Raw genomic sequence first — 24,920 nt, 5'->3', positions numbered from 1 at the left:
GGCCCGACTTACGAGGAATCGAGCCCTGACAGTGGCGTGGAACGAGCGCTGTCGGGTCCCTACAGAAAGGCGTAGTCACGAGGCCCGCCGACGCGACATGATCGGGGCGACCGGTCTCATACGACAGGGAGACAGCTGTGCCATCTGGGACCCATTCCATCGACGAAGCCTTCACGGCACTGCCCCTGCGGGCGCTCGCCGACGCGGCGCTCGCGCGGGCCCGCGCGCTGGGCGCCGACCACGCCGACTTCCGGTTCGAGCGGGTGCGCAGCGCCGCCTGGCGCCTGCGCGACGCCCGGCCCGCCGGCTCCTCCGACACCACCGACCTCGGCTACGCGGTCCGGGTCGTGCACGGCGGGGCCTGGGGGTTCGCCTCCGGGGTCGATCTGACGATGGACGCGGCGGCCAAGGTGGCCTCCCAGGCGGTGGCCATGGCCAAGCTGTCCGCGCGGGTCATCGCGGCCGCCGGGTCGAAGGAGCGGGTCGAGCTCGCGGCCGAGCCGGTGCACTCCGAGAAGACCTGGGTCTCCGCGTACGAGATCGACCCGTTCTCGGTGCCGGACGAGGACAAGAGCGCCCTGCTCGCCGACTGGAGCGCGCGGCTGCTCGGCGCGGACGGGGTCGAGCACGTGGACGCCTCGCTGCTCACCGTGCACGAGAACAAGTTCTACGCGGACACGGCGGGCACGGTGACCACCCAGCAGCGGGTGCGGCTGCACCCGCAGCTCACGGCCATCGCGGTGGACCGCACGACCGGCGAGTTCGACTCGATGCGCACGATCGCGCCGCCGGCCGGGCGCGGCTGGGAGTACCTGACCGGCACCGGCTGGGACTGGGACGCGGAACTGGAGGAGATCCCTTCGCTTCTGGCCGAGAAGATGCGGGCGCCCAGCGTCGAGGGCGGCCTCTACGACCTCGTGGTGGACCCGTCCAACCTGTGGCTGACCATCCACGAGTCCATCGGCCACGCCACCGAACTGGACCGCGCGCTCGGCTACGAGGCCGCGTACGCGGGCACCTCGTTCGCCACCTTCGACCAGCTGGGCAAGCTGGCGTACGGCTCGCAGGTCATGAACGTGACCGGCGACCGCACCGCCGAGCACGGGCTCGCGACCATCGGCTACGACGACGAGGGCGTCGAGGCGCAGTCCTGGGACCTGGTGAAGGACGGCACGCTCGTCGGCTACCAACTCGACCGCCGCATCGCGAAGTTGACCGGCCTCGGCCGTTCCAACGGCTGCGCCTACGCGGACTCCCCCGGGCACGTTCCGGTCCAGCGGATGGCGAACGTCTCGCTCCAGCCCGATCCGGGCGGGCTCTCCACCGAGGATCTGATCGGCGGGGTCGAGCGCGGCATCTACGTGGTCGGCGACCGGTCCTGGTCGATCGACATGCAGCGCTACAACTTCCAGTTCACCGGCCAGCGCTTCTTCCGCATCGAGAACGGGCGCCTGGCGGGCCAGCTCCGCGACGTCGCCTACCAGGCGACCACCACGGACTTCTGGGGCTCCATGGAGAAGGTCGGCGGCCCCCAGACGTACGTCCTGGGCGGCGCCTTCAACTGCGGCAAGGCCCAGCCGGGCCAGGTGGCCGCGGTCTCCCACGGCTGCCCCTCCGCCCTGTTCCGGGGCGTCAACATCCTCAACACCACGCAGGAGGCGGGTCGATGAGCTCCCGTACGACCGTCAAGCCGCACGAGATCGTCGAGCGAGCTCTCGAACTGTCCACCGCCGACGGCTGTGTCGTCATCGCCGACGAGCACTCCTCGGCCAACCTGCGCTGGGCCGGCAACGCGCTGACCACCAACGGAGTCACCCGCGGGCGCACCCTGACCGTGATCGCGACGGTCGACGGCGCCGAGGGCACCGCCTCCGGTGTCGTGTCGCGCTCCGCCGTCACCGCCGACGACCTGGAGCCGCTGGTACGGGCCGCGGAGGCGGCCGCGCGCGGCGCCGGGCCCGCCGAGGACGCACAGCCGCTGGTCACCGGGGTTCCGGTCTCCCCGGACTTCACCGACGCCCCGGCCGAGACCACCTCCGCCGTGTTCGCCGACTTCGCGCCCGCCCTCGGCGAGGCCTTCGCGCGGGCCGGGGCCGGCGGCCGCGAGCTGTACGGCTTCGCGAACCACGAGCTGAGCTCCACCTACCTCGGTACGTCCACGGGCCTCAGGCTGCGCCACGACCAGCCCAACGGCACCCTGGAGCTCAACGCCAAGTCGCCGGACCGGACGCGTTCGGCGTGGGCGGGACGCGCCACCGGCGACTTCAAGGACGTCGACGTGGCGGCCCTCGACGAGGAGCTGGCCCGCAGGCTCGGCTGGGCCGAGCGGCGCGTCGAGCTGCCCGCCGGGCGGTACGAGACGCTGCTGCCGCCGACGGCCGTGGCCGATCTGCTGATCTACCAGATGTGGTCGGCGGCGGCCCGGGACGCGGCTGAGGGCCGGACCGTCTTCTCCCGGCAGGGCGGCGGCACCCGCATCGGCGAGACCCTCTCCGAGCTGCCGCTCTCGCTGCGCAGCGACCCGAACGAGCCGGGCCTTGAGTACGCGCCGTTCCTGGTGGCGCACTCCTCGGGCGACACGGAGTCGGTGTTCGACAACGGGCTCCCCCTCACCGCGACCGACTGGATGCGCGACGGCCGCCTGGAGCACCTGGTGACCACCCGGCACAGCGCGGGGCTCACCGGCCTGCCGGTCGCCCCCTCCCCCGGGAACCTGATCCTGGACGGCGGCGGCGAGCGCACCCTGGACGAGATGGTCGCCGCCACCGAGCGGGGCCTGCTCGTGACGTGCCTGTGGTACATCCGCGAGGTGGACCCGGCGACGCTGCTGCTCACGGGTCTGACCCGGGACGGCGTGTACCTCGTCGAGAACGGCGAGGTGGTCGGCGAGGTGAACAACTTCCGGTTCAACGAGTCCCCGGTGGACCTGCTGTCCCGGGCCACCGAGGCCGGCCGCGCCGAGAAGACCCTGCCCAGGGAGTGGAGCGACTACTTCACCCGGGCGGCGATGCCCGCGCTGCGCATCCCGGATTTCAATATGAGTTCGGTCAGCCGGGGCGTATAACCTCAGTGCTGTCAGTAAGCACGTCTGAAGGAGACAAGAGACCCGTGACGGACATCGTCGACGAACTGCAGTGGCGTGGGCTGATCGCCCTCTCCACTGACGAGGACGCATTGCGCAAGGCGTTCGCGGACGGTCCCGTCACGTTCTATTGCGGCTTCGACCCGACCGCGCCCAGCCTGCACCTCGGCAACCTGGTGCAGATCCTCACGATGCGCCGGATCCAGCTCGCGGGGAACCGGCCGCTGGGCCTGGTCGGCGGCGCCACCGGCCTGATCGGCGACCCGAAGCCCAACTCGGAGCGCACGCTGAACGCGCCGGAGGTCGTGGCGGGCTGGGTCGAGCGGCTGCGCGGTCAGATCGAGCGGTTCCTCGACTTCGAGGGCCCGCACGCCGCGACGATGGTCAACAACCTGGACTGGACGTCGGGCCTGTCGGCCATCGACTTCCTGCGGGACGTCGGGAAGTACTTCCGGGTCAACAAGATGATCGCGAAGGAGGCCGTCTCGCGGCGGCTCAACTCCGACGCGGGCATCAGCTACACCGAGTTCAGCTACCAGATCCTGCAGGGCATGGACTTCCTGGAGCTCAACCGGAGGTACGGCTGCACGCTGCAGACCGGCGGCAGCGACCAGTGGGGCAACCTCACGGCGGGCACCGACCTGATCCACCGGGTCGAGCCCGACGCCGACGTGCACGCGCTGGCCACGCCGCTGATCACCAAGGCGGACGGCACCAAGTTCGGCAAGACGGAGTCCGGCACTGTCTGGCTCGACCCCGAGAAGACCACGCCGTACGCCTTCTACCAGTTCTGGCTGAACGCGGACGACCGGGACATCTCGAAGTTCCTGCGGATCTTCAGCTTCAAGTCCCGCGACGAGATCGAGGAGCTGGAGAAGCTCACCGAGGAGCGGCCGCAGGCCCGGGCCGCCCAGCGCGCGCTCGCCGAGGAGCTGACCACGCTGGTGCACGGCGCCGAGCAGACGGCCGCGGTGACCGCCGCGTCCAAGGCGCTGTTCGGCCAGGGTGAACTCACCGAGCTGGACGCGGCGACGCTGGCCGCGGCGCTGTCCGAGCTGCCGCACGCCCAGGTGGCCGAACTCGGCCTGGTCACCGACCTGTTCGCGGAGGTCGGCCTGGTCGCCAGCAAGTCGGCGGCCCGCCGCACCGTGAAGGAGGGCGGCGCCTACGTGAACAACGTGAAGGTGACCGCCGAGGACGCGGTGGTCACCGCCGACGAACTCCTGCACGGCCGCTGGCTGGTGCTGCGCCGGGGCAAGAAGAACCTGGCGGCCATCGAGGTCACCGGCGCCTGAAGGCCCGGGGCTGGGCGCGGACCTGTGCCCGAGCAGACCTGCGCTTGAGCGCAGAGGCACATAAAAGGGGCGGTTCCCTCGCGGGACCGCCCCTTCGTCCTGCCCGTCAGGCTCTCTGTTTGTTGCCCCGCAGCGCCATGTACAGCATGTCGCCGAGGAAGACGATGACGACGGCGGCCGCGATCTGGAGGCCGTGCCGGCCCCAGTCGATGCCCTTGGTCTCGGCGATCCCGATCGCCCGGGCGATCGAGTTGCCTACGATGCCGCCGATGATGCCGAAGATGGTGGTCAGCCAGAGTGGACTGTGCTGCTTGCCGGGAATGATCGCCTTGGCGATGAGACCGAGCACGAATCCCACGATGATGGCCCACAACCAGCCCATGGCTGCCTCCTAGTACGGCTCGACGTGAGCGGGTTCAGCCAGTGTCAGCCCGTACTCCGTACGGCGCATGTCGGACACCTCCGTACGTGGTACGCACTGCGGCATCCGCGCAGGTAAGAGCCGCCCCGGTCTCGAACCCGGCGGAGCCCCGGCGTACGGTGGTAGCGGTGCGGGCCGGGGAGAGCCCGCCGTGGAACTCGGGTGGTGGAACGTGATGCGGAAGCAGCGCGGCGGCCAGGTCTTCCGGATCACCGGGGCGCGTCAGGGGCTCGCCGAGGACGTCCGGGGCAGGCAGCGCCGCTATGTGATCTCGATGTCGATCCGCACCGTTTCGGTGGTGCTGACCGCGGTGCTGTGGAACATCGAGCGTCCTGTCGCCATCGTGACGCTGGTGCTCGGCGCGTTGTTGCCCTATGTGGCGGTCGTGTTCGCCAACGCGGGCCGGGAGAACGTCACTTCACTTCCGTCCACCTTCATTGCCGCCCCGACCCGGCCGGCGCTGGGTGCGGCCTCGGTGGTCGGCTCCGCGGAATCCGCGACGGAACCCACCGCCGGTGACCACGCGTCGCGTTCACGCGAACAGCGCTGATCCGTAACCGTCCGCGAAGCTCAGGAAAAGCTCAGATCAATCATGAAGTTCCGGTGCACCACACCGGGTCCCCCATGACATACTTCGTAGGCGCTCCGCATCCCCCGTCGGAGCGACGGACCGACGCCGGGCAGCTCCCCCCGTGGCTGCTCGGCGTCGCCTTTTGTACGGGGTCGCATGACGGACAATGTCTCTGTGAGTGACGAGACGACTGACGAGACCCCCATCTGTTCCGCCAAGGGCTGCCGTGCCGCCGCCGTCTGGGTCCTGGCCTGGAACAACCCGAAGATCCACACACCGGAGCGGCGCAAGACGTGGCTCGCGTGCGGTGAACACCGCGAGCACCTCTCCCAATTCCTGGGCGTACGGGGCTTCTTGAAGGATGTCGTGACGCTCGCCGAGTGGGAGTCGGCCGAGTCAGCCGCCGATCGCTGACATCGGACGGTCGGGCTGCAGGAACGAGGGGTCGTCCAGACCGGAACCGGCCTTCTTTCCCCACATCGCCAGCTTCCACAGCCGGGCGATCTCCTCGTCACCGGCGTCCGAGCGCAGGGCCGCGCGCAGGTCGGACTCCTCGCGGGCGAACAGGCAGGTACGCACCTGGCCGTCGGCGGTCAGCCGGGTGCGGTCGCAGGCCCGGCAGAACGGGCGGGTCACCGAGGCGATGACGCCCACGGTGTGCGGGCCGCCGTCGACCACCCAGCGCTCGGCGGGCGCGGAGCCCCGCTCGTCGTCACCCTCGGGGGTGAGCGTGAAGCGCGTACGCAGCGATTCCAGGATGTCACCGGCGGTGATCATGCCGTCGCGCTTCCAGCCGTGCTGGGCGTCGAGCGGCATCTGCTCGATGAAGCGGAGCTCGTAGTCGTGCTCGACGGCCCAGGCGAGCAGGTCGGGCGCCTCGTCGTCGTTCAGGCCGGGCATCAGGACCGCGTTGACCTTGACCGGGGTGAGGCCCGCCTCGCGGGCGGCCTCCATGCCCTCGATGACGTCCTTGTGGCGGTCGCGGCGGGTCAGTGTCTTGAAGACGTCGGGCCGCAGGGTGTCCAGGGAGACGTTGACGCGGTCGAGCCCGGCCGCCTTCAGGGCGGCCGCGGTGCGCTTGAGGCCGATGCCGTTGGTGGTGATCGACATCTTGGGGCGCGGCTCCAGGGCCGCGCAGCGCTCGACGATCCCGACCAGGCCCGGGCGAAGCAGCGGCTCGCCTCCGGTGAAGCGGACCTCATTCACACCGAGGTCGGTGACGGCGATGCGGATGAGGCGGACGATCTCGTCGTCGGTCAGCAGATCGGGCTTGGCCAGCCACTGCAGACCCTCTTCCGGCATGCAGTACGTACACCGCAGATTGCACCGGTCGGTGAGCGAGACACGCAGGTCAGTGGCCACTCGGCCGTAGGTGTCGATGAGCACTGTGGGCCCCCTCCCTGTCCGTCGAAGGTCAGTCGCACATCCGTCGCATGCGTATAAAGCCGAGCCTACGCGAGCGGTCCGACAACCGGAGGGGCCGATTGTCACGAGGTGCGGCGAGGCCGTGTCGTAGGACTCTACGACACGGCCTCGGCCATGCGCCGTGCGGATGTACGTCAGTGGGCGCCGACGCCGGTGAGGGACTTCACCTCCAGCTCGGCGTACTTGCCCTGGTCGGGCTCCTCCTTCGACAGGAGCGATCCGATCCAGCCGAGCAGGAAGCCGAGCGGGATCGAGATGAGGCCCGGGTTCTCCAGCGGGAACCAGTGGAAGTCGACGCCCTTGAACATCGAGGTCTTCGGGTTGCCGGAGACGACGGGCGAGAACAGCACCAGGAACACCGAGCTGAACAGGCCGCCGTAGATCGACCACAGCGCGCCCTGGGTGGTGAAGCGTTTCCAGAACAGGCTGTAGAGGATGGTCGGCAGGTTCGCCGAGGCGGCGACGGCGAAGGCGAGCGCGACCAGGCCGGCCACGTTCATGTCGCGGGCGAAGGCGCCGAGCAGGATCGCGATGGCGCCGATGAAGACGGTGGCCCAGCGGGCGGCCCCCATCTCCTCCTTCTCGGTCGCCTTCCCCTTGCGGATGACGTTGGCGTAGATGTCGTGCGCGAAGGAGGAGGACGAGGCGAGGGTGAGGCCGGCGACGACGGCGAGGATGGTCGCGAAGGCGACCGCCGAGATCACCGCCAGCAGGGTCGCGCCGCCCGTGGTGCCGACGCCGCCGCCCAGATATTCGGCGAGCTGCGGGGCCGCGGTGTTGCCCGCCGGGTTCTGCGCCTTGATGGCGGCCGGGCCCACCAGCGCGGCCGCGCCGAAGCCGAGCGCGATCGTCATCAGGTAGAAGGCACCGATGATGCCGATCGCCCAGTTCACGGACTTACGGGCGGCCTTCGCCGTGGGCACCGTGTAGAAGCGGATCAGGATGTGCGGAAGCCCCGCGGTGCCGAGCACGAGCGCGATGCCGAGCGAGATGAAGTCCAGCTTGGAGGTGCCGTTGACGCCGTACTTCAGGCCGGGCTCAAGGAACTTGGACCCCTTGCCGCTCTTCTCGGCGGCCGTGCCCAGCAGGTCGGAGATGTTGAAGTGGAACTTGAGCAGCACCAGGAAGGTCATCAGGAGCGCGCCCGCGATGAGCAGCACGGCCTTGACCATCTGCACCCAGGTGGTGCCCTTCATGCCGCCGATGGTGACGTACACGATCATCAGGACGCCGACGAGGGCGACGATGAGGATCTTGCCCGCGTCGGTGGTGATGCCGAGCAGCAGGGAGACGAGCACGCCCGCGCCGGCCATCTGCGCGAGCAGGTAGAAGATCGAGACGACGATGGTGGAGGCGCCGGCCGCGGTGCGGACCGGGCGCTGGCGCATCCGGTAGGCGAGCACGTCGCCCATCGTGTAGCGGCCGGAGTTGCGCAGTGGCTCGGCGACCAGGAGGAGCGCCACCAGCCAGGCGACGAGGAAGCCGATGGAGTACAGGAAGCCGTCGTAGCCGAACAGCGCGATGGCTCCGGCGATGCCGAGGAAGGACGCGGCGGACATGTAGTCGCCGGAGACCGCGAGGCCGTTCTGGAACGCGGTGAACTGGCGGCCGCCCGCGTAGAAGTCGGAGGCGTTCTTGGTCTGCCGTCCGGCCCAGACGGTGATGGCAAGGGTCGCGGCGACGAACACCGCGAACAGGGTGATGATCAGCGGCCGGTGCTCGGTGGTCGAGGAGGCCGCGAGGGGAATGAGGGCGGGGCTCATGCGTCGGCCTCCATGCGGGACTTGATGGCCTCGGCCTTGGGGTCGAGCTTCGCGGCTGCGTGCCGCGAGTAGAACCAGGCGATGAGGAAGGTGGTGAGGAACTGGGCGAGGCCGAAGACGAAGGCCACGTTGATGTTGCCCACGACCTTGGTGCCCATGAAGCCGCCCGCGTAGTTGGACAACAGCACGTACAGCAGGTACCAGACGATGAAGCCGATGGTCAGCGGGAAGGCGAACGAGCGGTGGGCGCGGCGGAGTTCGCCGAATTCCGCGCTCTGCTGCACCGCGGCGAACGCCTCGGTGCTGGGCTGGGCCGGTCGGGGGTCCGCCCCGGCTTCGGGCGGCGGCGACGCTTCGGTGGCCACGGAATCTCCTCGCGATGCGGATGCGACGGGAACGGAAGGTTCGGACATAGGGGCCCTCGCTGTGGGGTTTGACGCGGTCCCCCTGACAACGGCACGGAGCGCGGGGCGTCTCGGTTCAGTCCGGCCGTTTTTCTCCTTGGCGCCTCCCCCGCCGGCGCGTGGCCCGTTCCGCGCGCCCGCCGGGTCGACTACGCGACTTTCTTCGCGAACTCGGCACAAAACGTTGATCCGCCGAGATGATCGGCGATAGCTTCACGCTCAATGTGCCGGGCGGTACCAGTGCCGCCGGAGCAGTCGTCACCCTTCCCCAGGTTCTTCACCACGTACGCACCGAGAGCTCCGCCAACCCCATGGAGACCCCATGACGTTGCACATCTCCCGTACGCGCCGCGCCGTCGCCGCCTCGGCGGGCCTGGCCACCGCCGCCGCGCTGGCGCTGCTTCCCGGCACGGCTTCGGCCGCTTCCTTCGACGCCGGCGCGCCGAGCGCCAAGGCCGCGCGGACGGCCGGGCCCGAGCTGAGCTACATCGTCAACATCCGCCCCGGGCACGGGAATTCGGCCCGGGTGCAGAGAGCCGTCGCCGAGGCGGGCGGCTCGGTGCTCCAGGCGTACGACCAGATAGGAGTGCTCGTCGTGCACTCCGCCAACGCGGATTTCGCGAAGACGATCCGCAAGGTCAAGGGCGTCGATTCGGCGGGGGCGACGCGGACCGCGCCGCTGCCCGCGCAGTCCACCACCGATGTGGGCACGCCGAAGAACCTCACCGCCCAGGACCTGAAGGCCGCGTCCGCGAAGGCCGCGCCGGGCGAGGATCCCCTTGAGCCGCTCCAGTGGGACCTGAAGGCGATCAAGGCGGACAAGGCGCACGAGAAGACGCTGGGCAGTTCCAAGGTGACCGTCGGCGTGATCGACACGGGTGTCGACGACACGCACCCCGACATCGCGCCCAACTTCGACCGCGCCAAGTCGGTCAGCTGCATCACCGGCAAGCCGGACACCACGGACGGCGCCTGGCGCCCGTTCACCACCGGCGGCTCCCCGCACGGCACCCATGTCGCGGGCGAGATCGCGGGCGCCAAGAACGGCGTCGGCATCACCGGCGTCGCGCCCGGCGTGAAGGTCGCGGGCATCAAGGTGTCGACGCAGGGCGGCAGCTTCTTCTACACGGAGGCCGTGGTCTGCGGCTTCGTGTGGGCGGCCGAGCACCACATCGACGTGACGAACAACAGCTATTTCACCGACCCGTGGTACTTCAACTGCAAGAACGACCCCGACCAGAAGGCGCTGGTCGACGCGATCACCCGGGCGTCGAAGTACGCCGAGTCCAAGGGCACGGTGAACGTGGCCGCGGCCGGCAACGAGAACTACGACTTCGCGGCCGACTCGATCACCGACCCCTCCAGCCCGAACGACACGACCCCGGGCAGCCGGGTGATCAACCCGCGTGAGTGCCTGGACATCCCGACCCAGCTGCCGGGTGTGGTGACGGTCTCCGCGACCGGCGCCAAGGGCCTCAAGTCGTCGTTCTCCAACTACGGCTTCGGCGTGATCGACATCGCGGCCCCGGGCGGCGACTCGACCGCGTACCAGCCGCCGCAGGCCCCGGCCACCAGCGGCCTGATCCTCGGCCCGGTCCCCGGCGGCACCTGGGCCTACATGGCCGGTACGTCCATGGCGACGCCCCATGTGGTGGGCGTGGCGGCCCTGTTGAAGTCGCAGCACCCGCACGCGTCGGCGCTGGAGATCAAGGCGCTGCTCGCACTGCAGGCGGACAAGACCCCGTGCACCACGCCGTACGACATCGACGGTGACGGCAAGGCGGACGCGGTCTGCCAGGGCGGGACGTTCTACAACGGCTTCTACGGGGCGGGCATCACCAACGCCCTCAACGCCGTGCAGTAGCAAGGGAGTTGAGCGCACGACCTGGGGGGGCCGTCCGTTCGCCGGGCGGCCCCTTCGGCGTGCGTCGCGTACTACGGCTTGACGGGGACCTTCAGGGCGAGAAGGGCCTGCGCGGCGAGATACGTCAGCATGACCCAGAAGGCGGGGCGCGGCGGCTGCGGCCAGTCGGCGACGCCGGTGGCGATGAGGGTGTCGGAGAGCAGGAACAGCGCTCCGCCGAGGCCCACGAGCGGCCCGAGCCGGGAGGAGCGGTAGGCCATCGCGGTGAGCAGCAGGCTGTATCCGGCGACCGGGACGCGCAGCCCGCCCGGCAGGTCCGGCCAGAGCGCGGCGACGGTCCCGACCAGCGCGATCCCGTACGCGGCGCCGAGCCCGGCGTGCGTCCTGCCCCGCCCGAACAGCACCAGGTAGCAGACGTGACCGGCGGCGAAGCAGCCCATGCCGAGCAGGAACGCGGCATCGGCGCCGGACAGCAGGAACACGTCACCGCCCCAGCCGCACAGGAGCGCCGCGATGAGCAGCCGGGGCCCGCCCCGCGCGTGCACGTGGCCGGCGAGCAGCGGCATGAGGAGCGGCTTGGCCACCAGGTGCCCGGTGTGCCAGCCCGCGAGCAGCGAGACCAGGTCGACGGCCGAGGCGATGCCGAAGGCGATGAGGAGCGGGCTGATCGTGGCGGCCTTCGTGGCCGGCCCGCGCGCGACGGCGTCCGCGCCGGGCTGCGTCATGCGGCGCGCTCCGCGACCGCGGCGGGCTCGGCGGCGGTCGTCACCGTGGGCCGCGGCTGCCAGCCCGGGCCGCGGAAGACCCGGCCGGCCCGCTCGCGCCAGGTGCGGGCGGCCCGCACGTCGCGGGCGATGGCGGCGTACTCGTGGGTGGCGACGCGCAGCGGGTTGAAGGTGGAGATGTTCTTGGTGAGCCCGAACACGGGCCGCTCGGTCTCGGCCGTGAACGAGCCGAACACGCGGTCCCAGATGATCAGGATCCCGCCGAAGTTCCGGTCCAGATAGCCACCCTGGGAGGCGTGGTGGACCCGGTGGTGGGAGGGCGTGTTGAGGACGAACTCGAACGGCCGGGGCAGCTTGCCGACCCGCTCGGTGTGCACCCAGAACTGGTAGACGAGGTTCACCGACGAGCAGAACGCGAGGACCGCCGGGTGCACGCCGAGCGCGATGAGCGGCACGTAGAAGGGCCACACGGTCCAGGTCGTCCAGGGCTGGCGCAGCGCGGTGGTGAGGTTGAACTTGCGGCTGGAGTGGTGCACCACGTGGCAGGCCCACAGGATCCGGATGACGTGGTGGCCGCGGTGCGACCAGTAGTAGAAGAAGTCCTGCCCGAGCAGCATCAGCGGCACGGTCCACCACAGGACCGGGATGGCGAGCGGGGTGAGGGCGTAGACGGCCGTATAGATGGCGACGATCGGGATCTTCCACAACGCGTCGAAGACCAGACTGCCGAGCCCCATACCGACGCTGGTGGCGGCGTCCTTCGTCTCGTACCCGGCGGCGTCCTCGTCCGGATGGAGCCGGTAGCTCACCATCTCGACGACGGTGAGCAGCACGAAGGCGGGTATCGACCACAGCACGACATCGGGCAGGTTCGGCGACATGCCTGCACCGTAGGGGCGCGGTGGCAGGTCCGGCTAGATGTTGTTACCGACAAGTATGCGAGACGTGTTGTCAGCAGGGTTTGGTGAGTTCTGCCAATGGGGTCTCGCGGGCGCGGCGTACGATCGGCGACACGGGTGCGCTCTGGGGGAGGCAACTGCCGTGCCAGGACTGGAAGTTGTGGTGTTGCGGCTCGCGAGCACGGTGGTGTCGACGGTCGCGAAGTCGGTACTGGCCCCGAGGCCGGGTGCGGATCTGGCGGCCGGGCCCCTGCGCCCCCTGCCGAAGCCGGCGTCGCCGGACCGCCTGGCGAGGGTGCTGGGGCGGCGACTGGAGGAATCCTACGCCTCGCTCCCCGCGCACGAGCGGGCAGCGGCTGCCGACGCGGTGCGGGACGGCTTCGCGGCGGCGGGCGAGCTCGACGCGGACCGCCTGTTCGCGCTGAGCCTGGACCCCGACCGCCTCGCCGCCGAACTGCGCCGCCCGCACCCGGGCCCGGGCGAGCCCCTCTACGAGGAGCTCCTGACCCTCTGCTGCGCGCATTACGTGGAACAGCTCACCGCGCATCCGTCCTTCGCGGCGCGGGCGGCCGTGGGGCAGGTCAGATCGGCGGATGCCGCACGGGAGCTGATCGAGGACGTGCGGGACCGGGTGGGCCCGCGCCCCGAGGCGACCGCGCTCGCCTTCGAGGAGAAGTACGCGCGGTATGTGGAGCAGACACACAGCCGCCTCGAACTGTTCGGCCTCACCCTCGGGCGATCGGCGAGCGAGTGGCCGCTGGACACCGCGTACATCAGCCTGCGGCGATTCCGGGAGGACGAGCAACCGATGGTCCGCGTGCAACTGGGCATGGCCTGGGGCGCCTTCGATGCGGCCGAGTACGTGACAGAAGTGCTGGAACCCGCCCCGGATTGGGAGAGCACCTATCTCACCGTCCGCACCGATGAGCAGGTGGCTCAGCTGGGCCGACTCCATGGAATGAGGAGGATCACCCTGGCGGGCGACCACGCACTGCCGGACGCCCTGCTCTCCCTCCCGCGCCTGGCCCACTTGGCCCTCACAGCGAACACGGTCGTCCGCGACCTGAGCCCACTGGTCCGGCTGCCGGCCCTGGATCAGCTCGGGCTCGATGGCTGTCCGCAGGTCCGGGATCTTGGACCAGTCTGCGACCTGCCCCGGGTGCGGGCCCTGTCGCTCCTCGACCTGCGGCCCGGCCTGTCCCTGAGCCCGTTGGCCCGGCTCGACCAACTGACGGGTCTGATGCTGGGTACCCCCGGCGAAACACGGAACCTCAGCGAACTGCCGCCCCTGGAAAGGCTTGTCGTTCTCGGTCTGTACCGCCAGTCCGAAGGCATCAGCCTGGACGGCCTGGAACGCTGGCCGGGCCTGCACACGCTGACCATCACGGGAGAGGCCCAGGCCAAGGGGCTGGCGCGGGTTCCCGTGCCGCGGAAGCTGCGCTCCCTGCAGATCCTCGACCATCGTGCTCTCGACCTGAGGGCCCTGTCCCGGCACGCCGGCCTGATGTACCTCTACCTCAGCGGCTGCTGTCTGACGTCGGACCTCTCGGCTCTACGCGAGCTGCCGGACCTGCGCTACGTCTCGTTCTACAACTGCACCGGCACGATCGACCTCAGCGCACTCGTCCAGTTGCACCAGCTCAACATCCGCTGCCAGCTCACCACGGCAAGGGGCGCCGAATCCATCCCACCCGAGCGCCTGCAACAGGACGAACGCCCTACACCCCCACCGCCCCCAAAAGCACCCCCGCCCCATAAGTAACCCCCATGGCCACCGCACCCCCACCCACATTCCGCACGACCGCGCGGCCCACCGGGGCCGAGCCCAGGCGGGCGCTCCACCAGCCCGTGAGGGCCAGCGCCGCCAGGACCGAGACGACCGTGACGTAGAGGCGGACCGAGGCCGGGGGCAGCACGATCGCCAACAACGGGAGCAGCGCGCCCGCCGTGAAGGCGAAGAAGCTGGCCCAGGCCGCGTGCCAGGGGTTGGTGAGTTCGTCGGGGTCGATGCCCAGCTCGACGCGGGCGTGTGCGCGCAGGGGGTCGCGTTCGGTGAGCTGGACCGCCGCCTCGCGGGCCACCTCCTCGCTGAGCCCGCGATCCACCAACAGACCAGTCAGCTCGTCCAGTTCGGCCTCGGGGGCCTCCCTCAACTCGCGACGTTCCGTCGCGAGCGCGGCCTTCTCCGAGTCGCGCTGGGTGGAGACGGAGACGTACTCGCCGGCCGCCATCGACATGGAACCGGCGAGCAGCCCCGCGAGGCCCGCCGTCAGGAGGGCCGAGCGGTCGTCCGTGGCGCCGGCCACGCCGACGACGAGACCGGCGGTGGACACGATGCCGTCATTGGCCCCCAGGACCGCGGCCCGCAGCCAGTTGAGCCGCGAGCCGAGCGCCCCGTTGTGCGCCTCGTCGTGCTGGTCGGTTGAGCTCATGCGGGGAGGGTCTCACCCCGCCCCTCACCACACGCGCACCGACCCACCAAGTGCGAACGCGGGGCTCGTCGCCTCGGCCGGGATCTCCTTCAGCGGTTCGGCGATCTCGGCGACCGTGGGGCCGACCCTGGCCGCGACCTTGTTGAGGGAGGGCAGGTCGAAGCCGTAGACGCGGGCCGCGTTGCCGCCGACCATGGCGGCGACCTCGTCGCTCGGCAGGCCCGCGTACGCGATCCGCAGCCCCTCCCGGGAGAACGGGGTCGTGCCTTCGTCGTGCGGGTAGTCGCTGCCCCACATGATCTTGTCGAGGCCGATCCGGTCCCGCAGCGGCACCTCGTGCGGACGCATGAAGCTCGCGCCGACGAAGCAGTTGTCCCGCCATACCTGGGACGGGCCCTTGCCCATGGAGTCCGCGAGGCCCGCGCCGAACTTGGACTCCGCGGTGGACGCCTTCGTCGCGGCCGCCACCAGCCGGGCGTGGTAGTAGTCCAGCATGTCCATCACGCCGGGGATCCAGCCCGAGCCCTGTTCGGTGAGGATGAGCTTGAGGGACGGATGGCGGTTGAACGCGCCGCCGAAGATCAGGTGCCACAGCGCCCGGTGCGAGAACCACGTCGTCTCCACCATGAACACCGCCCGAGCCGCCGGCTCCTCCCCCAGCGGCGGCGACGCCGACCCGCCGTGGTGGTTGACCGGTACGTCCAGGTCCGCGCAGACCGCCCAGATCGGGTCGTACACGGCGGAGTAGAGCTCGGGGACTCCCGAACCCGGTGGCGTGCCCGGCAGCAGGATGCCGCCGGTCAGGCCCGCCTCCTTGACCCGGCGGATCTCCCGTACCGCCTCCTCGACGTCGTTCAGGAGGATCTGGGCCACGCCCGCCCGGCGGCCCGGGGCCTCGGCGCAGAAATCCGCCAGCCAGCGGTTGTGGGCGCGCAGGCCCGCCCAGCGCTGCTCGAACTCCTCGCGGGTGGGCGCGGGCGCCATGAGGGAGGCGGAGGGGAAGAACGGTGGGATCGTGTTCGGGAAAACGACCTCGGCGACGATGCCGTCCGCCTCCAGCTCGGCGACCCGGCGGGCCGAGTTCCAGTTGCGGTCGGCGGTCTCAGCCACCAGGTCCTCGTACGGATTGACGTAGGTGGCCGCCCACGCGTCGAAGGCGTCGTGGTACTTCGACTCCAGATAGGGCCGGTAGTCCAGGAGGTCGGCGCCGGCATGGCAGTCCGCCGAGATGACGGTGTAGCGGTCCGTCATGACGACACCCCCAGGACCGGGAAGTCGTGTTCGGTGAGCCAGTGACGGCCCACCTCGCGCGAGCGCGCCCAGGACGCATCCACCGCCAACTGGTCGTCAGGTTGGCCGAGTTCGGCCGGCGTGGGCCCGATCCGGCGGGCGATCCGCGCGAGCTTCTCCGTGTCGAAGCCGAAGACCTCCGCCGCCGCCAGGCCCAGCATCCTCCGGGTCTCGGCCACCGGAATGTCGTGGAAGGTGTTGCGCAGCCACTCGCGGGTGTTGGGCCACGTCCCTTCCGGGTGGGGGAAGTCGGAGCCCCACAGGATGTTGTCGACGCCGATCTCGTACCGCTGGGCTAGCTCGCGGCGCTTGGTGTTGGTGGCGCAGATGAAGACCTGCCGGTCGAGGTACTCGCTCGGCGGGCGCTTCAGCTCGGCGAACGGCGACAGCTTCTTGCCGCCGTGCGCACCGAGGTAGAGCCGGTCCATGAACCACAGCAGATTCGGCAGCCACCAGCAGCCCGACTCCGCCACCCCGAACCTCAGCCCCGGGTGCCGTTCGAACACACCGGACCAGAGCAGGAACCAGAGGGGCCGGGCGGGCCAGAACGTCACCTCGGACACGTAGATCCCCAGGTGGTCGCCGTACTCGTGGCGGGGGGCCGCGCCCGAGTGGGTCACCAGCGGCATCCCGGTCTCGGCGGCCGCCGCCCACACCGGGTCGTAGCGGCGGTCGTGGTACGGGGCCCGGTCCACCCACATCGAGGGGATCATCAGCGCGCCGAGCCCGGACTCCTTGGCCCGGTGGATCTCGGCGACGACCCGGTCGACCTCGCCGGTGACGGGCAGCAGGGCCACCCCGCAGTGCCGTTCGGGATTCTGGCCGACGAACTCCGCCAGCCAGCGGTTGTGCGCCTGCGCGCCCGCCATGCCCAGCTCGGGGTCCTGGTCGCCGGAGAGGCCGAGACCCACGCCGAAGGGCGCGGCGGTCTGGCTGTCGACGGCGTCCGCGTCGGGGAAGACGACCTCGGCGGCCACGCCGTCCCCGTCGAGTTCCTTGAGCCGCTGCGCCGCGTCCCAACCGCCGCGCAGGCCTTCCTCGTTGTCGCTGAACCACTTGCTCGCGAACGCCTCGTTGCGCACGCCGAGCCGGGTCATCTCCTCGCGGCGGCGGTCGCGCCCCGCGAGGAACTGGTCGAAGTCCCGGTGGAACCGGGCGTCCAGATAGGGCCGGTACCGCTCGGTGGGCAGTCCGGCGTGGCAGTCGGAGGAGATGATCAGGTATGGGTCGTTCTGTGCTGCCTTCTGTGCTGTCATCGCACGTCCCTCAATCGATCTCAATCAATCCAGAATGAAGTTCTCCAGGTACGCCGGGTTCGCCCGGTCGAGCATCGACTGCGAGCGCGCTCTGATCTGCCGGTCGCTGTGCTCGCTCGCGGGCAGCATCCAGAACCGGTCGGCGCGGATCCCGTCGACGACCTCGGCGGCCACGGACTCGACCGGCGTGAACTCGATCTCCTGGCCGGCCGCCTTCATGGCCGCCTCCCACTGGTCGAGGCTGCGGTACGGGGTCCTGCGCGGCCGCTCCTTGGCGTACCGCTCGGGCCGGTTGCGGTGCGACTCCCACAGTCCGGTGCGCAGCATGTGCGGCCCGGGGAAGAGCACCGAGGCGCCGATGGGGACGCCCTCCGCCTTGAGGTGCGCGTACAGGGATTCGGTCATCGTGACGACGGCCGACTTGGTGATGGCGTACACCGACGCGGTCGGCAGCGGGGCGATGCCGCCGTCGCTGGACGAGGTGTTGACGATCCGGCCCGGCTCGCCGCCCGCGATCATGCGGGGCACAAAGGCCTGGATGCCGTGGAAGACGCCCCACACGTTGACCGCGAAGGCCCACTTCCAGTCGTTGACCTCGTGCTCCCACATGCGGCCCTCGACTCCGGAGCCGACCCCCGCGTTGTTGCAGAGGACGTGCACGGCCCCGAAGGTTTCGTACGCGGCGTCCGCGAGGGCGAGCACCGAGTCCCGCTCGCTGACGTCGACGGTGCGCGCGAGCACCTGGGCCCCGTCCTCGCGGAGTTGCCCGGCGGCCTTCTCCAGGGCGCCCTCCTCGACGTCGGCGAGGACGACCTTGAGGCCCTCGGCGGCGAACCGCCGGGCCATCGCGAGCCCGATGCCGCTCGCCGCGCCGGTGACGACGGCGACCTGCCCCGGCCTGAGCTCCATGGTCAGACGCTCCCCTCGGGCGGCCCGTCGAGGATCTGCCGGGGGTCGTCGTAGCGCTGGTGGATGTACGGCAACAGGGCCTGGGCGCTGACCCGTTCGGCCACCGTGCCCTTCTGGTCGGTGGTCTTCTCGCCGATGGTGATCTCGACGACGCGGCGCACCGGAAGGTCGGCGACCGGGTCGTACATCGACTCGCGCAGCACCACGTCTCCGGTGATCTTCTCCAGTTTGCGCACCTTCTCGTTGCGCACGCAGTGGACGAGGACGGGGTCGGCGTCGAAGCCCTCGCCGTCCACGGCCGGCAGGAACTTGAAGTAGAAGTCGGTCTTCCGGGTCGGTTCGGGCAGCGGCAGCGGTCCCTCGACGGCGCCCCGCACCTCCACGAACGCGATCCCGTGCCGGGCGAGCGAGGCGCGGACGACCAGCCCGTCGCGTTCGACGAGCACCTCGCCGAGCTTCTTCGGCTCGCCGAACACCTCGCGCCCTCCGATCAGGGCCCGCTCGTGCGTCATCGGCATGACCAGCGGATACCAGCCCTCCTGTCCGTCGTGCACGGCGGCGACCGCCACAGAGCCCGCGCCGAGCGGATAGCCGGGCAGGTCGACCTTGCTGATGTTGGCCCGCACCAGCGGACGTTCGGCGGGCTTGAGCGGCGGCGGCAGCACTGCCGCGACCACGTCGGGGTCGCTCTCCCAGACGGCCACCACCCCGGTCGACCAGATGTCGGGGAGCTTGGAGCTCGCGGAGCGCGCCGCCTGGATCTCGGCCTCGGTGCGCGCCCCGTACCGTACGCGTGCCATGTCGTACCACCCTTCGCAGGCTGTTCTCTGCGGACTGTCCCTTCCAGGGGTTCTGTAACACAGTTACACCGCACCCGATGAAGGGTAAAGAGCCGTGCGGGCAATGGAATTGAGGGGCCATCAGATATGACGCGTACGTCACTCACCCGCGAGGAGGTCCTGGCCGCGGCCGGATCCCTGGTCAGACAGCACGGACCCGCCGCCCTCACGATGCGCAAGCTGGCCGCGGAGCTCGGCACCGCGGTCACCTCGATCTACTGGCACGTCGGCAACCGCGAGTCGCTCCTGGACGCGCTCGTCGAGCGGACCGTCGAGGAGCTGGGCGAGATCAGACCGCGCGGACGCACGCCGGCCGCCCGCGTCGTGTCGGTGGCCCGCACCCTGCGCCGCGAGCTCCGCGAGCGCCCGCACCTGATCGCGATGGTCCACGAACGCGGCCTGACCGAGCGCATGTTCCTGCCCGCCCAGCAGGCCCTGGTCCACGAGATGCACGCGGCGGGCCTGCGCGGCGCCCGGGCGGCCCGGGCGGTGCGGGCCGTGCAGTTCCAGGTGGTGGGGTACGTCCTGGTCGAGCGCAACCGGGAGCGCGCGCCGGTACAGCGCCCGGCGGAGGAGGAACTGTGGCACACCGCGAACGCCGAACACGACCCGGCGCTGGCGCGTGCGCTGGCTGCGCCGCTGGACCAGGACAGGCTCTTCACGCACTCGGTGCGGGCTCTCGTGGCGGGGCTGCTCTCGGGGGACCCGGACTAATCACGCCGCCCACTCCGCGGCGCGTGCGCTGTTCGACTGCGGGCCGTCCGTGGCTGGGCGCGCCCACGCGGCGGAGCCGCACATGTCACAGCCCCGCACCCCTCGGGGAGCGCGATGCCGACCCGGGCGAGTTCACCAGGACACCAAATCGGCTGATATCAGGGCCAGTTGATGGTGTCCGACCGGCAGCGAACGGCACCACGGAACCCGGCACCCACCCGGGCCCGGCCCGGAGTGTCAGTGTCGCCCCGTATTCTCTGTGACCATGCTCGACGACCTGACGACAGCAGCGACGTGGCCGGCCGCCTACCCACAGGGGTACGCGGTCGTCGACGTGGAGACCACCGGCCTCGCCCGCGACGACCGGATAATCTCGGCTGCCGTCTACCGGCTCGACGCGCAGGGCAACGTCGAGGACCACTGGTACACGCTGGTCAACCCCGAGCGCGACCCGGGTCCGGTGTGGATCCACGGGCTGACCAGTGACGTCCTGGAAGGGGCGCCGCTCTTCCCGGAGGTCGCCGAGGAGTTCGCGGCCCGTCTTGAGGGTCGCGTCCTGGTCGCGCACAACGCGATCTTCGACTGGCAGATGATCGCCCGCGAGTACGCACGGGCAGAGCGCACCGCGCCGGTCAAGCAGCGGCTGTGCACGATCGCGCTGTCCAAGGAGCTCGCGCTGCCGCTGCCCAACCACAAACTGGAGTCGCTCGCCGCGCACTACGGCGTCGTGCAGCAGCGCGCGCACCACGCCCTGGACGACGCGCGGGTGCTCGCCGAGGCGTTCCGGCCGAGCCTGCACGCGGCCGCGGCCGGCGGGGTGCGCCTCCCGCTGCTCGAATGCCGCCCGCTCACCGAGTGGACGGACTCCCCCGCGACCCCCCGCATCGGCTACCAGGCCTCCTACCGCGGCGGCGCGGGCACCTGGCGGGCCTCGCGCAAGCGCCCCGCGTGCCCGTACCCCAACCCCGGCCGCTACGAGCCGGACCGGCCCCTGAAGCAGGGCATGCGGGTGGCGTTCTCCGGCGACACCTCCGTCGACCGTGAACTCCTGGAGGACCGGGCGATCGAGGCGGGGCTGCACGTGGCGACCAGCGTCTCGCGCCTCACCAGCCTCCTCGTCACCAACGATCCGGACTCGGCCACCTCCAAGACCGTCAAGGCGAAGTCGTTCGGCACGCCGGTCGTCGACGAAGCCGCCTTCACCCAGCTCCTGCGGGACGTGACACCGGCAGACGGGTGAGTGCCGGGCGCGGCGCCCACCGCGCGCGCCACGCACCGCGCACCCTGTGGCGCATGGCACGTTGCGAGGTCTGCGGAAACGACTACGGGATGTCCTTCGAGGTGCACGCGCAGGGCGCGGTGCACGTCTTCGACTGCTTCTCGTGCGCCATCCACCGCATGGCGCCCATCTGTGAACACTGCCGGGTCCAGATCATCGGCCAGGGCGTCGAGGTCGAGGGCTCGTGGTACTGCGGAGCGCACTGCGCCCGCGCGGAAGGAAAGGCGGGCATCGTCGACAAGGTCTGACCCCCCGGGCTTCGCCCGCCCACCCCACCCGGCTTCTCCGGCCACCCACCCGGCCTCCCCGCCACCCCCCTCACGCACCCCGTGGCCCGAGTTGTACGGTCATGGGGTGTACCGCTTCCTGTTGTCCCGGCAGTGGGTGCTCGTCACCCTTCTGGCCCTCGCTCTCATCCCCACGATGATCGAGCTGGGCTTCTGGCAGCTGCACCGCCACGAGCACAAGGTGGCCCAGAACACGCTCATCGCCGACAACCTGAAGGCCGAGCCGGTCCCGGTGACCGACCTCACCTCTCCGGGCCACACGGTCCCGCGGTCCGACTACTGGCGCCGGGTCAGCGCGACCGGCACGTGGGACACCGCGCACGAGGTCGTCGTACGGCGCAGGACAGCGGCCGACGGCCGGGTCGGCTACCACGTGCTCACCCCGTTCGTCCTGGACGGCGGCCCGACCGTGCTGGTCAACCGGGGCTGGATCGCCGACAACGGCAACCAGACGGACTTCCCGAAGATCCCCGCGCCGCCCGCCGGCAAGGTCACGATCACCGGGCGCCTGATGGCCGACCAGACGACCGCGGCCAGCGGCATCAAGGACGTCAAGGGCCTGCCGCCCCGCCAGGTCATGCTGATCAGCAGCGCCGAGCAGGCCAAGGCCCTTGGCCGCACCGTGCTCGGCGGCTACATCGAGCAGACCGCCCCCGAGCCGGCCGACCACTCCCCCGAGCTGATCCCGGCCCCCGACCACAGCTCGATCGGCCCGCACATGGCGTACGCCGTCCAGTGGTGGCTGTTCTCGGCCGCCGTGCCGGCCGGCTGGTTCATCCTCGTACGGCGCGAGAAGCAGGACCGCCAGGCAGCGGCGGCCGCGCCGGCCACGACGCCCGAACCCGCGGCTGCTTAGCAATGTGACCGGCCGGGAACACGCCATGGCGTGACCCCACGTACTCAGCGCATCGAGGACTACGCCCTCATCGGCGATCTGCAGACCGCGGCCCTGGTCGGCCTGGACGGATCGGTCGACTGGCTCTGTCTGCCCCGCTTCGATTCCGGCGCCTGCTTCGCGGCGCTGCTCGGTGATGAGAACAACGGCCACTGGCGGATCGCCCCGGCCGAGGTGGGCCACTCCGGACAGTGCGACCGGCGCGCCTATCTGGGCGACTCCCTCATCCTGGAGACGTTCTGGGAGACCCGCACCGGCACGGTGAAGGTCGTCGACTTCATGCCGCAGCGCGACCAGGCCCCCGATGTCGTACGCATCGTGGAGGGCCTGAGCGGCACCGTCGAGATGGACTCCGTCCTCAGGCTGCGCTTCGACTACGGCCACATCGTGCCCTGGATGCGGCGCGCCGACGGGCACCGGGTGGCGATCGCGGGCCCCGACTCGGTGTGGCTGCGCACCGAGCCCGAGGTCAAGACGTGGGGCCAGCACATGAGTACGCGCTCGTCGTTCACGGTCGACAAGGGGGAGAAGGTCGCCTTCGTCCTGACCTGGCACGCCTCGCACCAGCCGCGCCCCGACCTCTGCGACCCGCACGAAGCCCTGGAGCAGTCGGTGGCCGACTGGCAGGAATGGGCGGACCGCTGCCAGTACCAGGGCCCCTACCGGGAAGCCGTGATCCGTTCCCTGATCACCCTCAAGGCCCTCACCTACGCCCCCACCGGCGGCATCGTGGCGGCCCCCACCACCTCGCTGCCCGAGGAGATCGGCGGCGTACGGAACTGGGACTACCGCTACTGCTGGCTGCGCGACTCCACCCTCACCCTGGAGGCGCTCCTGTCGGCCGGCTATCTGGAGGAAGCCGCCGACTGGCGGGACTGGCTGCTTCGCGCCGTCGCCGGCGACCCGGCCGACCTCCAGATCATGTACGGGCTCGCGGGCGAGCGCAGGCTCCCCGAGGTCGAACTCCCTTGGCTGAAGGGCCACTTGGGGTCCGCGCCGGTACGGATCGGCAACGCGGCCGTCGACCAGCTCCAGCTCGATGTGTACGGGGAGGTCGTCGACTCGCTGTTTCTGGCGCGTGAGGCGGGCCTCAAGAGCCACGCGCACGCCTGGAACATCCAGCTCAGTCTGCTCGGCTTCCTGGAGGCCCGGTGGCGCGAGCCGGACGAGGGCCTGTGGGAGGTGCGCGGGCCGCGCCGGCACTTCGTCCACTCGAAGGTGATGGCGTGGGTGGCCGCGGACCGCGCGGTACGCACCCTGGAGGCGGAACCGAAGCTGCGGGGCGCCGCCGGGCGGTGGCGCAAGATGCGCGAGGAGGTGCACAAGGAGGTGTGCGAGAAGGGCTACGACCCGGTCCGCAACACCTTCACCCAGGCGTACGGCTCGCAGGAGCTGGACGCGGCGACGCTGCTCATCCCCCGTGTCGGCTTCCTGCCGCCGGACGATCCGCGGGTGGTGGGCACGGTCGACGCGGTGCGCGAGGAGCTGGGCGTGAACGGCCTCGTACGCCGCTACAGCACGGACGGCACGACCGTGGACGGCCTGCCCGGCGACGAGGGCACCTTCCTGGTGTGCTCGTTCTGGCTGGCGGACGCCCTGCGCCTGACCGGCCGCGAGGACGAGGCCCGGGAACTCTTCGAGCGGCTCCTCGCTCTGCGCAACGACGTGGGACTGCTCGCCGAGGAGTACGACCCGGCGGGGAAGCGCCAGCTCGGCAACTTCCCGCAGGCCTTCAGCCACATCGGCCTGGTCGCGACCGCCTGCGCGCTGGAGTGCGGGGAAGGGGCAGGATAGACGCATGGATCTTGGACTGAAGGACCGTGTGTACGTCGTCACCGGGGCCTCGCGGGGTCTCGGCCTGGCGTCCGCCCGCGCGCTCGTCGAGGACGGCGCGAAGGTGCTGATCACCGCCCGCGACGAGAAGACACTGAAGGAAGCCGCCGCCGAACTCGGCCCAGGAGCCCTGCCGTTGGCCTCCGACAACGCCGACCCGGCAGCGGCGGCCCGGCTGATCGCCACCGCCCGCGAGCACTTCGGGCGCTTCGACGGCGTACTGATCAGCGTGGGCGGCCCGGCGCCGGGCTTCGTCGCCGACAACACCGACGAGCAGTGGCAGTCGGCCTTCGATTCGGTGTTCCTCGGCGCGGTCCGCATCGCCCGCGCGGCGGCCGACGAGCTCGACGAGGGCGGCGTGATCGGCTTCGTCCTGTCCGCCTCCGTCCACGAGCCGATCCCCGGCCTGACCATCTCCAACGGCCTGCGCCCGGGTCTGGCGGGCTTCGCCAAGTCGCTGGCCGACGAGCTGGGCCCGCGCGGAATCCGAGTCGTGGGGCTCCTCCCCTCCCGCATCGACACGGACCGGGTCCGCCAGCTCGACGAGCTGTCCGGCGACGCCGAGGCGACCCGCGCGGCCAACGAGTCCCGCATCCCGCTGCGCCGCTACGGCACCCCGGAGGAGTTCGGCCGCACGGCCGCGTTCCTGCTGTCGCCCGCGGCGTCGTACCTCACCGGCTTGATGCTCCCGGTGGACGGGGGCGCGCGGCACGGGTTCTGAGGGGATCGGGGAGCGG

The 24,920-nt window shown here is 70.7% G+C and carries 24 protein-coding genes; 13 read left to right on the top strand and 11 right to left on the bottom strand.

The features are described 5' to 3' along the window. Window positions 1-158 precede the first annotated feature (158 nt). Genes ACWC2B_RS05970 through tyrS form a run of 3 tightly spaced genes read left to right on the top strand, consistent with a single transcriptional unit; the run spans window position 159 to window position 4,377 of the window. Window positions 159-1,670, top strand: a complete 1,512-nt coding sequence (locus ACWC2B_RS05970) for a TldD/PmbA family protein (RefSeq protein ID WP_450715238.1) — start codon at window positions 159-161, stop codon at window positions 1,668-1,670. Continuing rightward, window positions 1,667-3,064, top strand: a complete 1,398-nt coding sequence (locus ACWC2B_RS05965; RefSeq protein ID WP_450715198.1) for a metallopeptidase TldD-related protein — start codon at window positions 1,667-1,669, stop codon at window positions 3,062-3,064. The genes ACWC2B_RS05970 and ACWC2B_RS05965 overlap by 4 nt, the downstream gene beginning before the upstream one ends. Before the next feature lie 44 nt (window positions 3,065-3,108). Then, window positions 3,109-4,377 (top strand): tyrosine--tRNA ligase, encoded by a 1,269-nt coding sequence (gene tyrS / locus ACWC2B_RS05960; protein WP_450715197.1) that lies wholly within the window; start codon window positions 3,109-3,111, stop codon window positions 4,375-4,377. Between the two features lie 106 nt (window positions 4,378-4,483). On the opposite strand, the gene ACWC2B_RS05955 is transcribed toward tyrS, so the two are convergent. Beyond that, the gene (locus ACWC2B_RS05955) at window positions 4,484-4,759 is read right to left on the bottom strand and encodes a GlsB/YeaQ/YmgE family stress response membrane protein (protein WP_189961347.1); all 276 of its coding nucleotides are present in this window, start codon (window positions 4,757-4,759) and stop codon (window positions 4,484-4,486) included. A 214-nt stretch (window positions 4,760-4,973) separates the two neighbouring features. On the opposite strand from ACWC2B_RS05955, the gene ACWC2B_RS05950 reads away from it, so the two are divergent. Together ACWC2B_RS05950 and ACWC2B_RS05945 are read left to right on the top strand one after the other, a co-directional pair. After that, a complete protein-coding gene (locus ACWC2B_RS05950) occupies window positions 4,974-5,348 on the top strand; it encodes a DUF3099 domain-containing protein (RefSeq protein ID WP_450715237.1) in 375 nt (124 codons plus the stop codon). 177 nt (window positions 5,349-5,525) lie between these two features. After that, window positions 5,526-5,783 (top strand): hypothetical protein, encoded by a 258-nt coding sequence (locus ACWC2B_RS05945; protein ID WP_450715196.1) that lies wholly within the window; start codon window positions 5,526-5,528, stop codon window positions 5,781-5,783. On the opposite strand, the gene moaA is transcribed toward ACWC2B_RS05945, so the two are convergent. From moaA to ACWC2B_RS05930, 3 genes are all read right to left on the bottom strand, one after another. After that, a complete protein-coding gene (gene moaA, locus ACWC2B_RS05940; protein WP_450715195.1) occupies window positions 5,766-6,755 on the bottom strand; it encodes a GTP 3',8-cyclase MoaA in 990 nt (329 codons plus the stop codon). The genes ACWC2B_RS05945 and moaA overlap by 18 nt on opposite strands. Window positions 6,756-6,928: 173 nt before the next feature. After that, window positions 6,929-8,557 (bottom strand): solute symporter family protein, encoded by a 1,629-nt coding sequence (locus ACWC2B_RS05935; protein ID WP_450715194.1) that lies wholly within the window; start codon window positions 8,555-8,557, stop codon window positions 6,929-6,931. Continuing rightward, complete coding sequence (locus tag ACWC2B_RS05930) at window positions 8,554-8,922, bottom strand: DUF485 domain-containing protein (RefSeq protein WP_450715193.1); 369 nt, start codon at window positions 8,920-8,922, stop codon at window positions 8,554-8,556. The genes ACWC2B_RS05935 and ACWC2B_RS05930 overlap by 4 nt, the downstream gene beginning before the upstream one ends. 361 nt (window positions 8,923-9,283) lie before the next feature. On the opposite strand from ACWC2B_RS05930, the gene ACWC2B_RS05925 reads away from it, so the two are divergent. Next, window positions 9,284-10,825, top strand: a complete 1,542-nt coding sequence (locus ACWC2B_RS05925; RefSeq protein ID WP_450715192.1) for a S8 family peptidase — start codon at window positions 9,284-9,286, stop codon at window positions 10,823-10,825. Window positions 10,826-10,896: 71 nt separating this feature from the next. Here ACWC2B_RS05925 and ACWC2B_RS05920 read toward each other — a convergent pair whose 3' ends face one another. Then, on the bottom strand, window positions 10,897-11,550 hold the full coding sequence (locus tag ACWC2B_RS05920) for a lysoplasmalogenase (RefSeq protein WP_450715191.1): 654 nt from the start codon (window positions 11,548-11,550) through the stop codon (window positions 10,897-10,899). Next, entirely contained in the window at window positions 11,547-12,431 is an 885-nt protein-coding gene (locus tag ACWC2B_RS05915) for a sterol desaturase family protein (protein ID WP_450715190.1), read from the bottom strand. The genes ACWC2B_RS05920 and ACWC2B_RS05915 overlap by 4 nt, the downstream gene beginning before the upstream one ends. 160 nt (window positions 12,432-12,591) lie before the next feature. Between ACWC2B_RS05915 and ACWC2B_RS05910 the strand changes: the two genes are divergently transcribed. Continuing rightward, window positions 12,592-14,211: an NACHT N-terminal Helical domain 1-containing protein gene (locus tag ACWC2B_RS05910; RefSeq protein WP_450715189.1), complete on the top strand. Its 1,620-nt coding sequence runs from the start codon at window positions 12,592-12,594 to the stop codon at window positions 14,209-14,211. Here the strand turns inward: ACWC2B_RS05910 and ACWC2B_RS05905 are convergent. The 5 genes from ACWC2B_RS05905 to ACWC2B_RS05885 are packed head-to-tail and all read right to left on the bottom strand — an operon-like array spanning window position 14,168 to window position 19,136. After that, window positions 14,168-14,881 carry a VIT1/CCC1 transporter family protein gene (locus ACWC2B_RS05905; RefSeq protein ID WP_450715188.1) on the bottom strand — a complete coding sequence of 238 codons (714 nt, stop codon included), beginning with the start codon at window positions 14,879-14,881 and terminating at the stop codon, window positions 14,168-14,170. The genes ACWC2B_RS05910 and ACWC2B_RS05905 overlap by 44 nt on opposite strands. A gap of 24 nt (window positions 14,882-14,905) precedes the next feature. After that, a complete protein-coding gene (locus tag ACWC2B_RS05900) occupies window positions 14,906-16,132 on the bottom strand; it encodes an amidohydrolase family protein (protein WP_450715187.1) in 1,227 nt (408 codons plus the stop codon). Then, window positions 16,129-17,427: an amidohydrolase family protein gene (locus tag ACWC2B_RS05895; protein ID WP_450715186.1), complete on the bottom strand. Its 1,299-nt coding sequence runs from the start codon at window positions 17,425-17,427 to the stop codon at window positions 16,129-16,131. The genes ACWC2B_RS05900 and ACWC2B_RS05895 overlap by 4 nt, the downstream gene beginning before the upstream one ends. A 24-nt stretch (window positions 17,428-17,451) precedes the next feature. Further along, window positions 17,452-18,336 (bottom strand): SDR family NAD(P)-dependent oxidoreductase, encoded by an 885-nt coding sequence (locus ACWC2B_RS05890; RefSeq protein WP_450715185.1) that lies wholly within the window; start codon window positions 18,334-18,336, stop codon window positions 17,452-17,454. 2 nt (window positions 18,337-18,338) lie between these two features. Next, window positions 18,339-19,136, bottom strand: a complete 798-nt coding sequence (locus ACWC2B_RS05885; RefSeq protein WP_450715184.1) for an acetoacetate decarboxylase family protein — start codon at window positions 19,134-19,136, stop codon at window positions 18,339-18,341. A 126-nt stretch (window positions 19,137-19,262) separates the two neighbouring features. Between ACWC2B_RS05885 and ACWC2B_RS05880 the strand changes: the two genes are divergently transcribed. The 6 genes from ACWC2B_RS05880 to ACWC2B_RS05855 all read left to right on the top strand — a co-directional run bounded on the left by ACWC2B_RS05880 (window position 19,263) and on the right by ACWC2B_RS05855 (window position 24,904). After that, window positions 19,263-19,889, top strand: coding sequence for a TetR/AcrR family transcriptional regulator (locus ACWC2B_RS05880; protein WP_450715183.1), 627 nt, complete (start codon window positions 19,263-19,265; stop codon window positions 19,887-19,889). A 259-nt stretch (window positions 19,890-20,148) separates the two neighbouring features. After that, on the top strand, window positions 20,149-21,129 hold the full coding sequence (locus ACWC2B_RS05875; protein ID WP_450715182.1) for a DEDDh family exonuclease: 981 nt from the start codon (window positions 20,149-20,151) through the stop codon (window positions 21,127-21,129). A 53-nt stretch (window positions 21,130-21,182) separates the two neighbouring features. Next, window positions 21,183-21,416 (top strand): hypothetical protein, encoded by a 234-nt coding sequence (locus tag ACWC2B_RS05870; RefSeq protein ID WP_450715181.1) that lies wholly within the window; start codon window positions 21,183-21,185, stop codon window positions 21,414-21,416. Window positions 21,417-21,522: 106 nt separating this feature from the next. Then, window positions 21,523-22,311: an SURF1 family cytochrome oxidase biogenesis protein gene (locus tag ACWC2B_RS05865; protein WP_450715180.1), complete on the top strand. Its 789-nt coding sequence runs from the start codon at window positions 21,523-21,525 to the stop codon at window positions 22,309-22,311. Window positions 22,312-22,341: 30 nt separating this feature from the next. Beyond that, window positions 22,342-24,144, top strand: a complete 1,803-nt coding sequence (locus tag ACWC2B_RS05860) for a glycoside hydrolase family 15 protein (RefSeq protein ID WP_450715179.1) — start codon at window positions 22,342-22,344, stop codon at window positions 24,142-24,144. 4 nt (window positions 24,145-24,148) lie between these two features. Then, entirely contained in the window at window positions 24,149-24,904 is a 756-nt protein-coding gene (locus ACWC2B_RS05855) for an SDR family oxidoreductase (RefSeq protein ID WP_450715178.1), read from the top strand. The last annotated feature ends 16 nt before the right edge of the window (window positions 24,905-24,920 follow it).

It is taken from the genome of Streptomyces sp. NPDC001415, assembly GCF_053597395.1.
Note: the sequence above shows the minus strand (reverse complement) of the source record. Positions and strands in the feature narration are given on the sequence as shown.